The organism is Streptomyces sp. NBC_00669, from assembly GCF_036226785.1.
Taxonomy (GTDB): domain Bacteria; phylum Actinomycetota; class Actinomycetes; order Streptomycetales; family Streptomycetaceae; genus Actinacidiphila.
The window spans coordinates 4,361,880-4,374,714 of the sequence record NZ_CP109018.1; the positions used below are offsets into that span (position 1 = coordinate 4,361,880).

Consider the following 12,835-nt stretch of genomic DNA (forward strand, 5'->3'; position numbering starts at 1 on the left):
CTTCCCCCGCCCCGCCCCCGCGCGCGCCCGTACCCGGCCTCCGCGCCGGCCCGGTGTGCACCGGTCCACCGTTCCCGCGCCCGTCCCGGACCGGGCGCGCGGCGGCGCGGGCCTGCCGTACGTCACCGACCTCCGGGTATGTCCCGCCTCGCCCTCGAAGGGACTTGCCGCCGATCTATTGCAACGTTGCAAATCCTATGCCAAGGTCTCCGGCATCGAGTTCACATCGAATTAACGAGGTGAATACGCCCATGAGCGGAGCGTTGGGGCGCCGCCGGTTCCTGGCGCTCGGTGGAGGGCTGGCCCTGTCCGGAGGACTCGCGGCGTGCTCTTCCCCGTTGGCCACGGGTCTGGCCGGCACGCAGCCGGACACCGCGGACGTCATCTTCTGGAACCTGTTCACCGGTGGTGACGGTGCCAACATGGTGCTGATGGAGAACGCGTTCCGCAAGGCCCACCCGGGGCTGTCGGTCGAGGCGACCATCCTGGGGTGGGGGAACCCGTACTACACGAAGCTGGCGCTGGCGACGGCGAGCGGCACCCCGCCCGACGTCGGCATCGCGCACCTGTCCCGGCTGCCGCTGCTGGCCGCGGCCGGGCTGCTGGAACCGGTGCAGGACGCGGGCGTCGGCGAACTCGGCATCACCGCGGACAAGTTCACGCCCGCCGCGTGGAGGAAGGCCACCGTGGACGGCACCGTGTACGCGGTGCCGCTGGACACCCACCCGTTCGTGCTCTTCTACAACACCGACCTGGCGCGCAAGGCCGGGCTGCTCGACGCGGCCGGCGACGGCCTGAAGCCGATGAAGGACGGGGCCGCGTTCACCGACGCGCTCCGGGCGATGAAGGACGCCGGCGCGCAGTACGGCGCGGTGATGTCGACCACCGCCGACCCGTCAACCTGCTGGCGCTACTTCAGCATGATCTACTCCGGCATCGCCGGTCCGGTCGTCACGGACGCGGGCACCAAGGTCGACGTGGACGACGACGCGGCGCGGTCGACGTTCGCGTTCATGCAGAGCCTGACCGCGGGCGGCCTGATGCCCAAGAGCCTGACCGGCTCAGGGGTGAACGCCCTGTTCTCCACCGGCAAGGCGGGCTTCCTCTTCGACGGCGAGTGGCAGATCCCCACCTACCGCGGGGTCAAGGGCTTCCACTTCAACGTGGTGCCCTTCCCCGCGCTGCTCGGCCCCAAGCCGGTCGCCTACGCCGACTCGCACTCGCTGGTGATCCCGCGCAGCGGCAAGCGGTCCTCGGCGCGCACCGCGCACGCGGCGCTGTTCATCAAGAGCCTGCTCGACAACAGCGCGATCTGGGCGCACGGCGGCCATGTGCCGGCCTGGCTGTCCACCCAGCGCAGCACGGCCTTCCTCGACCAGACCCCGCAACGCAACTACGTGCAGGCCGCGTTCAACGCGGTGTACGACCCGGTCGCCTGGTACACCGGCGCCGGCTCGGACTTCCAGACCACGGTGGGATCGACCGTCATCGAGGTCATCGCCGGGCGGCTCAGCCCCAAGTCGGGCGTCTCCCGGCTGCGTTCGGACCTGAAGCGCTACACCACCGCCCGACCGCCGGTCACCATCGGATAGGAGGCCGCCACCATGACGACCATCGCCTCTGAGCGGCCCGCCGAGCGGCCCACCAGCCGCGTCACGCTGCGCACGGACCGGGAGCGCGCGCCGCGTTCCGACCGGCGGGCCGGGCTGCTGCTCAGCTCCCCCTTCCTGATCATCTACCTGCTGTTCATGATCGGCCCGCTGCTGGTCGGCGTCGTGGTGAGCTTCTTCAACACCACGACCGTCAAGAGCGGCCTGGGCGGCTGGGTGGGCCTGGCCAACTACCGTGCCGTGCTGGAGGATTCGCTCTTCTGGTCGGCGATGTGGCACTCGGTGCTGTTCACCTTGCTGACCACGCCGCTGCTGGTGGTGCTCGCCCTCGCCTTCGCCGTCCTCGCCTCCCGGATCAGGCGCGGCACCGTCTTCTACCGGCTGGCGTTCTTCGCGCCCTACGTCGTGCCGTCGTCGGTGGTCGTGCTGGTCTTCCTGTGGATGTACACCCCGCAGGTCGGGCTGGTCCCCAAGCTCTTCAGCGCGGTCGGGCTGACCTCGCCGGACTTCATCGGCTCCACCTCGGGCGGCTGGACCGCCGTGGTGCTGATGACCCTGTGGTGGACCTTCGGCTTCAACTTCGTCCTCTACACCGCGGCCATCCAGGACGTGCCGCCCGAGGTGTACGAGGCCGCCGCCATCGACGGCGCGAGCCCGTGGCAGCAGATCCGCTTCCTGACCGTGCCGCTGCTCGGCCGCACCACCAGCCTGGTGCTCATCCTGCAGATCCTGGCCTCGCTCAAGGTGTTCGACCAGATCTACCTGCTGCTGGGCGGCGGCCCGAACCAGTCCACCCGGCCGGTCATCGAGTACATCTACGACACCGGGTTCACGTCGTACCGCGGCGGCTACGGCGCCGCCGCCACCATGGTCTATTTCGTCATCATCGTCGCGATCTCGGCGGTCTGGTACGGGCTGCGCCACCGCCGTACGACCGTCGCCGAACGGGCCGCCGAACGGCCGGCACCGCGGGCCGAACGGAGGACCTCATGACCACCCTTGCCCCCGTGCGGCGGCGCCGCACCCCGGCGCCGGCGGCGATCGCGGACCGCTCCAACGGAGCGAAGCTCTTCAACCGGCTGTGCGCGGTGTGCGTGACGCTGTTCGCGCTGATCTGGCTGGTGCCGCTGGTGTGGGCGCTGATCACCTCGCTGCGCTCGGACGGGTCGATCACCGCCAAGCCCACCTCGCCGTTCGCGGGCGGCTGGTCCTTCCACGCCTACTCCTACGCGTGGGACAACTACCCGCTCGGCTACTGGTACCTCAACAGCCTGGTGATCGCCGCGCTCGCGGTGCTGTTCACCGTGACGTTCTGCTCGATGGCCGGCTTCGCGCTGGCGCTGCTGAAGTTCCCCGGGCGCAACGTGGTGATGGCGCTGGTGGTCGCCGGGCTGATGCTGCCCACCGAGGGGCTGGTGCTGCCGCAGTTCATCGAGTACCGCTCGCTCCATCTGCTGGGCACCTACTGGGCGTTGGTGCTCCCGTCGGTCGCCGCCCCGGTCTCGGTCTTCGTCTTCCACTCCTTCTTCCAGGGCATCCCGACGCCGCTGATCGAGGCCGCCCGGCTGGACGGGGCGAGCTGGTGGCGGATCTACCGGTCCGTCTGCCTGCCGATCTCCCGCCCGGCGGTCGCCACCGTCGCCATCCTCACCTTCATCAGCTCCTGGAACGCCTTCCTCTGGCCGCTGCTGGTGCTCAGCCAGACCAAGTCCCAGACGGTGCCGGTCGGTCTGGCATCGCTGGTCAACCCGAGCAACATCCAGTACGCCGAGGTGATGGCGTCCTCCGTGCTCGGCTTCCTCCCGCTGATCGCCGTCTTCCTGGTCTTCCAGCGGCAGATCGTGCAGGGGGTCGCGACCACCGGCCTGAAGTAGCGGCGCGGCGGCTCCGGCCGGGGCGGCCCCGGTCAGTCGGGCGGAGGCACGGCGGGAGCCGCGTACGACCGTACGGACACGGTCTGTTCGGGGCTCCAGCGCTGCTCGGTGGTGGCCAGCAGGCGCCAGCCGAGCCGTTCGTAGAGGGCGGCGGCGGCCGTGTCGGTGGCCACGACGTCGAGCACCGGGTGCAGACCGAGGTCGTGGGCTGCCCGGGTCGCCTCGGCCATCAGGCGCGCGCCGATCCGGTGGCCACGCGCGGCCGGTGCCACGAAGAGCCGGTTGACGACGGCGGCCTGGCCCGCCTCCGCGCCCGCCTCCGCCGCCCACAGCGCCGGCGCGAGGTCGTCCGGGCCGCTGCGGGAGAGCACCACGTGGCCGGCGACGGCGCCGTCCAGTTCGGCCACCCAGGCGGCGAGCAGCGTGGACGGCGACAGCCAACCCGCGGGTTCGGCGGGCCAGTTCACCGGGTAGCCGTCCTGCCGGTGCACCGCCGCGAGCACCCTCGCGCAGCCTTCGAGGTCGGCCGCGACGCGCGGGCGTACGGACACCCCCAGGTCCCGGCCGCGCCCCCGCACCGGCCCCTGCGGTACTCGCCCCTGCCGCATTCCGCCTCCGTCGCTCCGCCCGCCACCATCCGCGACCTAACGTACAGGGCCGTCCGCCGGGGCCCGCAGGTGCGACCATGGCGAGCATGGAAACCGACGAGGCACGCCGTACAGCCGTTGCGCACTTCACCGAGGGCGGCTCGAAGAACGCGGGGTGGACCGTCACCGGACCCGCCGTGCAGGACGTACAGACCGCGACCGGGTCCCGGCCGTCGCTCGTCTTCACCTTCCGCGCGCCCGCCAGCGACGCCTGGAACCGGAGGTCGTTGCCGCTGCGGGTGGCCGTCGACGCCGAGACCGGCACCGCGGAGACGCTGCGCTGACCTTCGCCCGCCCGGCGGCGCGACCGGCCCCGGCGCCCGTATCGCCGTGAATCGGTGCGCTTCACCGTGTTGGCGCCTTTTCCCATGCTATGCAGGGGTGTGGAAGAACACCGGCGGCAGCCCCGCGGTATGACGGTCGATCGGTCCGAGGGGTTCGGGGAGCGCCTGCTGGGCCTCCTGCTGGACCGGGCGCACGAGATGCCGCCCGAGCTGATCGCCCCGCTCGTCGCGGAGGAGGTCACCCGCATCGGCGGGCGCGACGTGTCGGTCCTGCTCCAGGACTACGAGCAGTTGATGCTCATGCCGCTGCGCGGCCGGCGGCTCTTCGTCGAGGAGCCCCAGCCGGTGTCCGGGTCGCACGCGGGCACGGCCTTCCTGGAGGCGAAGACGATCGAGGTCGACCAGGACGGCGGGACACGGATGTTCCTGCCGCTGCTGGACGGCAGCGACCAGGTGGGCGTCATGGCCGTGACCCTGGACGTCGTGGACGACGACGACCGCCGGCTGCTGCGCCGGCTGGCGGGCCTGGTCGCCGACATGGTGGTGACCAAGGACAGCTACACCGACGTCTTCACCCTGACCCGGCGCCGGGCCCCGATGAGCGTGGCCGCCGAGATCCAGTGGTCCCTGCTGCCGCCGCTGCGCATGGCGGTGCCCCAGGTCGAGCTGGCGGGCATCCTCGAACCCGCCTACGACGTCGCGGGCGACAGCTTCGACTACGCCCTCAACGAGGACGTCCTGCACGTCGCCATGATCGACGCGATGGGGCACGGCCTGAGCGCCGCCGTGATGGCCACTGCCGCGATCGGCGCCTACCGGCACTCCCGCCGGAGCGGCGTCGGCCTGTCCGGGATCTACGCCTACATGGACGAGGTGATCGCCGCGCAGTTCGGGCCCGAGCAGTTCGTCACGGCCCAGATGATGCAGCTCGACGTCAGGACCGGACGGCTGCGGTGGGTCAACGCCGGCCATCCGTGGCCGCTGCTGATCCGCGGCCACGACGACATCCGGCAGTTGCACGGCACCACCACGCTCCCGGTGGGCTTCGGCGGCCAGGAACCCGTGGTCAGCGAGCAGACGCTGCGCAAGGGCGACCGCGTGCTGTGCTTCACCGACGGTCTCGTCGAGGAACACCGCTCGGGCGGGAAGGAGTTCGGACTCGACCAGCTCACCTCGGTGATCTCCGAGGTGAGCCTGCGGCACCACCGGGTCCGGCCGATGGTGCAGGACCTCTCGCACACGCTCAAGCAGGCCCGCGGCGGAGTCACCACCGACGACGCGACGATCCTGCTCATCGAGTGGCGCGGCGGGACGGCCGACCACCTGGCGACGTTGGACTGACGGCACGGGCCGTACGCCGGGCCCGCCATACGCCGCACGCCATGCGCCGCCGACGCCTGTCGCGCACCGCGAACGCCCGCCGCACGCCAGACGCCGTACGCCGCCGGCGCCCGCCGGACGCCACCACGCCGGCTTGCGCCACACGGGCTATGCTGCTTCTACGACGTCCTGGACCCCGGCGGCAAACGCCCTCCCGTACGTGTTCCGCGTACGGATGCCCGTCGACGCGCACCGGTCCTCCGGTCCGCCGGCGCCACACCCTTCCGAGGAACCCGCGCTTCCCCGCCGACCCGACGTCCGTCGCCCACGAGCCGCCGGAACGGCACCTCGCCCCTCCGCCGCCTGCCGACGTACGACCGCACCCGGACAGCCCGGGGCGGTCCCGTGAACCGAGGCACATCATGTCCCTGCCGCACGCGCTCCACGCCCACCGCCACGACACGGAGAACCGCGCGATGATCACGCTCACCGGCGAGGTGGACCTCGACTCGGCACCGCTGATACGCGAAACCCTGGGACGGTGCCTGCTCGACGGCATACGCACCATCGACGTCGACCTCACCGCCGTCAGCTTCTGCGACTGCAGCGGCATCAACGCCTTCCTGGCCGTCGCGCTGCGCACCACCGAGGCAGGCGGGGTGCTGCGCTTGCACCACCCGGCGCCCGCGGTGGCGCGGGTGTTCGCGCTGACCGGGTCGGCCGCCCTCCTTCTCGACGAGCCCGCCGCGGTCCCCGTGCCCGGACCGGCCGCGCGCGCCGCGTGAACGGCGGCCGTATGACGGCGGCTGCATGACAGCGGCTGCATGACGGCACCGGCTCCCGGACCGGCCGAAGAGTAGGGTTGAGCCACCGAGGGTATTTCGCGCACGGGCGACCACGCTTGTGTCGTTTTCGGCGATCGACGACGCCGGGACCGGTCCAGCACCGTCCCGGACCAAGGTTCGCGCCATGCACACGCTCACTCCGACCATGCGGAACTCCCACGACGGCACGACGACTCCCGACCCGGCCGCTCCCGGCCCGGCCTCCGACCGGCCGACCGCCGAGCGGTCCGCGGGTCCCGCGCTGCGCCTGGCACTGGCCCGGCCCGGCTCCGCCCGCGCCCTGCTCGACGGCGCCTGGTGGCCCTACTCCCGCGACCTGACGGCGGAACTCCCCGGGCTGATCGAGGCCCTCGACGCGCGATGGGACCGGATCACCCGGGTCACCGTCAACCCGACCTACTGGCCGATCGTCCCGCACAAGGTCCCGGTGCCGGGGCACGTGGTGAAGGTCGGTTGGTTCGCTGAGCAACAGGACCCGCACAGCGTGATGTTGCTCTCCTACCAGGTGGGCCGCTGGGACCTCCTGGTGATCCCCCCGGAGACCGACCCCGACACGGCCGACCGGCTGATGGCGGCCACCTCCGACCCGCAACGGCCCATGACGGCGAGCCAGTTGATGGCAGAGGCGGGCCACGGGACGGAGGGCCCGGACGCCGCCGCGTCCACCGACCAGGACATGGAGGCGGTGTGGACCTCCGAAGGGGGAACCGTCGCCGACGGCCTCCCCTCGGTCGCGGGCGCGCACGACTGAGCCCGCGACGCGGCCGAACCGTGTGCACGGCCGAGCCCTCCACGCGGCCGAACCGCGCGCACGGCCGAGCCCTCAGCGCGGCGCCGGGGGCGCCCAGCGGCGGGCGATGGCGGCGAGTTCGCGGGCGGCGCCGGAGAACTCCTGGCCGGTGCGGTGCACCACCCGCAGCGTGCGGGTCAGGTCGAGCCCGTCGACCGGGACCGCGACGACGGTGCCGGCCGCGAGGTCCCGCTCGACCGCGAGCGAGCTGAGCACGGCCGGCGCCACCCCCTCGGCCACCGCCGTCTTGATCGCGGTGGTGGACGAGACCTCGATGACCGGCGCGGCCAGCGGGCGGGAGGTCCTGGCCCGCAGCGCGCGCTCCAGGTAGAGCCGGGTTCCGGAACCGTGCTCGCGGCTGACCAGGGAGGTCGCGGCCAGCTCGTCCGGGGTGACGGCGGCCGGCGGCCGGCGGCGGGCCCACGGGTGCTCCGGGTGCACGATCACGGTCAGCTCGTCCCGCCCGACCGGGTCCGCGGTGATCCCGCGCGGAACCGCCGGGCCCTCCACGAACCCGATCACCGCGGCGCCGCTCAGCACGGCCGCGGCCACCTCGTCGGAGTTCCCGGTGGTCAGCGCGACAGCGGTGCCCTCGACCGCCGCGTGGAAACGCACCAGCCAGTGCGGCAGCAGGTACTCGGCGATCGTCATGCTCGCGGCCACCGGCAGCCGCGCCTCGGCGCTGAGGTGCAGCGAGGTGAGGCCGGCCTCCAGCGCGGCGGCCGCGTCGAGCGCCGTACGCGCCCAGTCGGCGACCAGCGAGCCCTGCGCGGTCAGCCGCGAGCCCTGCGGCGAGCGCTCCAGCAGCGTGACCCCCGTACGCCGCTCCAGGTACCTGATCCGGGAGCTGGCCGCGGGCTGGCTGATGCCGTGCTCGCGCGCCGCGGCGCCCAGGCTGCCCAGGCGCGCCACGGACAGCAGCAGGTCGAACGGGCCCAGGTCGCTCACCCGGCTGGTCAAAGGCATAAGTCGAGTCTATGGCGCCATGCCGTATTGCTCCCTACCGGCGGTCCCGGCCCGGCCCGAAGGTGGGGACATGACCACCTCGCTCGCCGCATCGCCGCGATCCGGCGGACCCCGGCCGGCGCACCGCCTTCCCTGGGGCCTGCTGCGCGAACTCGACCACCCGTCCGACCTGTTCCGGCACCTCGGCCCGAACTGGTACGCCTCGGTCATGGGCACCGGCATCACCGCGAACGCGGCGGCGACGCTGCCGGTGCACGCGCCGGGGCTGCGGACGGCCGCCACCGTCGTCTGGGCGCTCGCCGCGTTCCTGCTGGTGGCGCTCACCGCGGCCTGGGCCGTGCACTGGACCCGGCACCGCGAGCAGGCCAGGGGACACGCGCACCACCCGGTGATGGCGTACTTCTGGGGCGCCCCGCCGATGGCGCTGCTCACCGTGGGCGCGGGCACGCTCTCCCTCGGGCAGGACTGGATCGGGCTGCACACGGCCGTCGTCGTCGACGTCGTGCTGTGGTCCGCGGGCACCGCGCTCGGGCTGGTCACCGCGGTGTGGATTCCGTACCGGGTGATGACCGGCGGCAAGGCGTCCGCCGACTCCGCGTTCGGCGGCTGGCTGATGCCGGTGGTGCCGCCCATGGTCTCGGCCGCCACCGGCGCGGCGCTCGTCCCCCATCTCGCGCCCGGCCAGGGCCGGTTGACGCTGCTGCTGGGCTGTTACGCGATGTTCGGCATCAGCCTCTTCGCGAGCGTGGTGATCATCACCCAGATCTGGGGGCGGCTGGTCCACCACTCGGTCGGCCCGGCCGCCATGGTCCCCACCCTGTGGATCGTGCTCGGCCCGCTCGGCCAGTCCGTCACCGCCGCCAACCTGCTCGGCAACGTCGCGCACCTCGCCCTGCCCCGCCCGTACGCCGGCGCGGCGGAGGCGTTCGGCTTCCTCTACGGCATCCCCGCCTGGGGCTTCGCCATGATGTGGCTCGCGCTGGCCGCGAGCGTCACGGTGCGCACCTTCCGCACTGGCCTGCCCTTCTCGCTGACCTGGTGGAGCTTCACCTTCCCGGTCGGCACCTGCGTCACCGGCACCAGCGCGCTCGCCGTCCACCTCGGTTCGACGCCCCTGAAGACGGCGGCGGTCGCGCTCTACGTCCTCCTCGTCGCCGCCTGGCTCACCGTCGCCGCCCGGACCGCCGCGAACAGTGCCCGCGGCGGCCTCTTCCGCCCCGCGCCGCTGCCGGGAGCGGCAGCGGGCGCGGGTACGGGGGCAGGCGCGGGTGCCGGGGCAGGCGCGGGTGCGGGGGCAGGCGCGGGGGCCAGTGCGGGTACGGGCGCGGGGGCCGGTGCGGGCGCCATGGCCGGCCGGTCAGCCGGGCGTTAGCAGTCGAACGCCTCGCGCACCGAGCCGCCGACGACGGCGCACCACGTGCTCAGGTCCACCTTGCCGTCAGGGGTGAGGCCGTGCAGGCGCTGCATGCCCTGCACGGCCTTCATCGTCGCGTGGTCGTAGGCGCCGCTGACGGTGACGTCGCCGTAGCCCTTGCGGCTCAGCATCAACTGGAGCGCGCTGACGGGGAGTCCGGTGGCGTGCTTGTCGAGGCGAGGGGCGAGTGCCTCCCAGGTGGTGGCGTCGAAGGTGCAGTCCGCGGTGACCGGTATGCCGTGCGTGGTCTGGAAGTCCGCGACCGCGTCGTTCATGTCGAGGCCGAAGTTGCCGTCGGTGGCCAGGGCGTAGCCGGCGTTGTCGAGGAGGTACTGCGCGACCTCGACCACCGGTCCGTCGACGAACCGCCAGATGTCCGGCCAGCGGCGGGCCGGGATCTGCGCGTGCGGGGTGTGCATCGCCTCCAGGACGCGCCTGCGGACCATCGGGAACTGCGCGTAGAACGCGATGCCGGGGCAGTCCGTGGTGTAGAAGTCCCAGTGCCCGAAGATGTCCCAGGCGTTCAGGCCGAACTGCCGGCACACCGCGACGCACAGCTCCACCAGCGAGTCCAGCAGCGCCTCGGGCGGGGTCTCGGTGATGTACGTGCCCTCGTTCTCGATGCCGATCGCGTTGCCGTTCTCGCCCGGGCAGTGCGCGGCGATCACCTGGTGCTCGCCGGTCTCCAGCGTCGAGAGGCTCTGGTGCCGGCCCTCCAGCACGTATCCGCCGCGGCTGACGGTGAAGTGCTGGCCGGTGTCCGCCCAGCCGTTGGTGTCCATGTGCAGGTTCTGGCAGTCCTTGGCCAACTGGATCGCGTGGTCACGCGAGTAGTCGGTCACGTTCGGGAACGCCATGTGGTGCAGGATGATCTTGTTGGTGGCGTTGCCGGTGATCTGGATCGGGCTCGACGGCGGGCGGGCGCCCCAGGTGTCGCAGTCGATGATCCAGGGGAACTCCGCCGAGGGCGTCTCGGGCGCGGCGCCCGCGGCGTGCGCGGCGCCGGGGAAGGCCAGTTCGGTGCCGACGACGGCGGCCACGGCCCCTCCCAGGCCGACCTTGAACAGCGTGCGCCGATCGACCTCGTGCTCGTGGACGGCCATGCAGTCTCCCGTGACGAACGTGGCGGCCTCTCCCGGCCGCCAGTGGCACCCGGAGAATATGCGGCCGACTGACGCTTCACCAGAAACTCTTCGAGATCGTCACGACGACCGCCGCCGGATGTCCCGGAAAGGCCGTGCATGCGCGGCTTTTCGCCCCGCGGCGGAGGGTCGGTCCGTATACGGGGGAGCGCCGAGTGCGCGCCGGGAGGACGGAGGGGTGCGTGCCGGGAGGACGGAGGGCGGGGCCGCGTTCGCGGAACGTGCATGCCGCACGTCGGGAGGGCGGACGGTGCCACGTCAGGAGGGCGCGGGGCCGCTCGCCACATGCGCGGCGAACGCGCGTGCGGCGCGGCTGGAAACGTTCGATCCGGCACCGCGCGGAACTCGCAGGATGCGCGCGTGCGATGTGACGGTTTTATCATGGACTAATGCGACTTGTGGCTTGGTGGGCGCTGATCTCGTCGAGCTGTGCCCCTGTTCTGCTGGTCGTGGGATTCACCACGGCCACACTCCTGGAAGAGCCGGGATACAACCCTGTCACGCAGACGATCAGCGTGCTCGCCGCCGGTAACCATCGCGGATACCTGGTGCTGACCGGCACGCTGATCGCCGTCGGAACCTGCTACATGGCGACCGCGTGGGGGTTGCGCGCCGCCAAACTCTCCGGACGGCTCTGTCTGGCCGGCGGCGGGGTGGCGGCGATCCTGCTGACGGTGTTCCCCGCGCCGCGCACCGGCGGCTCGATGTCGCACGGTGCCGTGGTCGGCGTCGGATTCACCCTTCTGGCGCTGTGGCCGGTCTTCGCCACCCGCCGCGGCCGGCGCGCGCCATGGGGTCTGCGGTTCGTGCCGTCGGTGGTGGTCAGCGCGCTGATGTGGGTGGGGGCGGCCTGGTTCCTGTTCGAGGTGGAGAGCGACGGCGCGGCGGGTGTCGCCGAGCGCGTCGTGACCTCGGTGCAGGCGGTGTGGCCGGTCGTGGTCGTGGCGTCCTGCCTGTGGCAGGCCCGGCGCCAGGCCCGCCACCGTGCCGCGGTGGCACAGGCGCGGACGTAGCCCGAGCCGTTCTCTCCACCCGGGGGTGGAACGCGGATCTCCACCCGGGTTCAGCCAGGTTCAACCCGTGGGTTGGTCCGCTCGCGGGGGCGAATCGGCAGCATGGAAGGCGTTCTCCTTCCGCTGACTGTCGAAGGGCGGGTTGACCCGTGGGTTCCAACGGTCTGATCAATGTGGCCGTCGCCGTGGTGGTCCTGGTCTGGCTGCTGAGCCGGCAGCTGTCCACGCGCCCGGTGCGCGAGAGGTCCCGGCTCGGCTTCGTCCTGATCGTGGTGGGCGTGATCGAGACCGTCTCCTTCACCTCGAAGCACAGCCTGTCCGGCCGGGACGTCTCGCTGCTGGCGCTGAGCCTGGCGATCGGGGTGGCGCTCGCCGCCGTCCGCGGTTTCGCCCTCACCGTGTGGCAGGAGGGCGGCCAGACCCTCCGCAAGGGCGGCCCGCTCACCGCGGTGCTCTGGATCGTCGGCATAGGGCTCCACCTGCTGATCGACGACGTGATCAGCTCGGGCCTCGGCTCGGCCAGCGTCCTGCTCTACTTCGGGATCGTGCTCAGCGTGCAGCGCCTGGTGCTGCTGGGCCGCGTGCAGACGGCTGTGGCGCGATGACCGCCCCGACGACCTCTCCGGCGATGCTCTCTCCGGCTGCCCCGCTGCGGGCGCGCCGCCCGCGGGGGCGCACGGCCGGCGCCCTCGCCCTGTTACTCGCCGCGGGGTGCCTGCGCGGCGCCGGCCCCGCCGCCCCGCGCCAGACCCTCCGCGCCTTCGGCCACCGCGCGGCGATGGTCACCGTGGACGCGGCGGGCCACGGCGTGGACACCTCCCACGGCTGCGTGGCGGCGGCCGTGACCCGCTTCCTCATACGACTGCGGCCGCCCCGCTCCGGCACCTGTCCGGCGGCGGACTGACCCCTCCGCCGGGCGGCGCGACCGCC

14 protein-coding genes are annotated in these 12,835 nt (G+C 72.5%); 11 read left to right on the forward strand and 3 right to left on the reverse strand.

What is annotated here, in order from left to right; genetic code table 11:
• Positions 1–251 precede the first annotated feature (251 nt).
• From OG896_RS17980 to OG896_RS17990, 3 genes are read left to right on the forward strand one after another with little or no spacing between them, the layout of a single operon-like run.
• Positions 252–1,592, forward strand: a complete 1,341-nt coding sequence (locus OG896_RS17980; RefSeq protein ID WP_329366677.1) for an extracellular solute-binding protein — start codon at positions 252–254, stop codon at positions 1,590–1,592.
• Positions 1,593–1,604: 12 nt separating this feature from the next.
• The gene (locus OG896_RS17985) at positions 1,605–2,603 is read left to right on the forward strand and encodes a carbohydrate ABC transporter permease (protein WP_328467018.1); all 999 of its coding nucleotides are present in this window, start codon (positions 1,605–1,607) and stop codon (positions 2,601–2,603) included.
• The gene (locus OG896_RS17990) at positions 2,600–3,484 is read left to right on the forward strand and encodes a carbohydrate ABC transporter permease (protein ID WP_329366679.1); all 885 of its coding nucleotides are present in this window, start codon (positions 2,600–2,602) and stop codon (positions 3,482–3,484) included. The genes OG896_RS17985 and OG896_RS17990 overlap by 4 nt, the downstream gene beginning before the upstream one ends.
• 32 nt (positions 3,485–3,516) lie before the next feature.
• Here the strand turns inward: OG896_RS17990 and OG896_RS17995 are convergent, their stop codons facing one another.
• Positions 3,517–4,092 carry a GNAT family N-acetyltransferase gene (locus OG896_RS17995; RefSeq protein WP_329366681.1) on the reverse strand — a complete coding sequence of 192 codons (576 nt, stop codon included), beginning with the start codon at positions 4,090–4,092 and terminating at the stop codon, positions 3,517–3,519.
• 77 nt (positions 4,093–4,169) lie between these two features.
• Between OG896_RS17995 and OG896_RS18000 the strand changes: the two genes are divergently transcribed.
• The 4 genes from OG896_RS18000 to OG896_RS18015 all read left to right on the forward strand — a co-directional run bounded on the left by OG896_RS18000 (position 4,170) and on the right by OG896_RS18015 (position 7,331).
• Positions 4,170–4,415 (forward strand): hypothetical protein, encoded by a 246-nt coding sequence (locus OG896_RS18000; protein ID WP_329366683.1) that lies wholly within the window; start codon positions 4,170–4,172, stop codon positions 4,413–4,415.
• A 129-nt stretch (positions 4,416–4,544) separates the two neighbouring features.
• Entirely contained in the window at positions 4,545–5,756 is a 1,212-nt protein-coding gene (locus OG896_RS18005) for a PP2C family protein-serine/threonine phosphatase (RefSeq protein ID WP_329366685.1), read from the forward strand.
• A gap of 401 nt (positions 5,757–6,157) precedes the next feature.
• Entirely contained in the window at positions 6,158–6,520 is a 363-nt protein-coding gene (locus OG896_RS18010) for an STAS domain-containing protein (RefSeq protein WP_329366687.1), read from the forward strand.
• 184 nt (positions 6,521–6,704) lie between these two features.
• Complete coding sequence (locus OG896_RS18015; RefSeq protein WP_329366688.1) at positions 6,705–7,331, forward strand: DUF5994 family protein; 627 nt, start codon at positions 6,705–6,707, stop codon at positions 7,329–7,331.
• Positions 7,332–7,403: 72 nt separating this feature from the next.
• Here OG896_RS18015 and OG896_RS18020 read toward each other — a convergent pair whose 3' ends face one another.
• Positions 7,404–8,336 (reverse strand): LysR family transcriptional regulator, encoded by a 933-nt coding sequence (locus tag OG896_RS18020; RefSeq protein WP_329366689.1) that lies wholly within the window; start codon positions 8,334–8,336, stop codon positions 7,404–7,406.
• Positions 8,337–8,406: 70 nt separating this feature from the next.
• On the opposite strand from OG896_RS18020, the gene OG896_RS18025 reads away from it, so the two are divergent.
• Positions 8,407–9,708, forward strand: coding sequence for a TDT family transporter (locus OG896_RS18025; protein ID WP_329366690.1), 1,302 nt, complete (start codon positions 8,407–8,409; stop codon positions 9,706–9,708).
• Here OG896_RS18025 and OG896_RS18030 read toward each other — a convergent pair.
• Complete coding sequence (locus tag OG896_RS18030; protein WP_329366691.1) at positions 9,705–10,853, reverse strand: peptidoglycan recognition protein family protein; 1,149 nt, start codon at positions 10,851–10,853, stop codon at positions 9,705–9,707. The two genes, OG896_RS18025 and OG896_RS18030, sit on opposite strands and share 4 nt — an antisense overlap.
• Before the next feature lie 428 nt (positions 10,854–11,281).
• On the opposite strand from OG896_RS18030, the gene OG896_RS18035 reads away from it, so the two are divergent.
• The 3 genes from OG896_RS18035 (at position 11,282) to OG896_RS18045 (ending at position 12,809) form a co-directional block, all read left to right on the forward strand.
• Entirely contained in the window at positions 11,282–11,905 is a 624-nt protein-coding gene (locus OG896_RS18035; RefSeq protein WP_329366693.1) for a DUF998 domain-containing protein, read from the forward strand.
• Positions 11,906–12,054: 149 nt separating this feature from the next.
• Complete coding sequence (locus OG896_RS18040) at positions 12,055–12,510, forward strand: hypothetical protein (protein WP_329366694.1); 456 nt, start codon at positions 12,055–12,057, stop codon at positions 12,508–12,510.
• Positions 12,507–12,809, forward strand: a complete 303-nt coding sequence (locus tag OG896_RS18045) for an alpha/beta hydrolase (protein WP_329366696.1) — start codon at positions 12,507–12,509, stop codon at positions 12,807–12,809. Before OG896_RS18040 ends, OG896_RS18045 begins: the two co-directional genes overlap by 4 nt.
• The last annotated feature ends 26 nt before the right edge of the window (positions 12,810–12,835 follow it).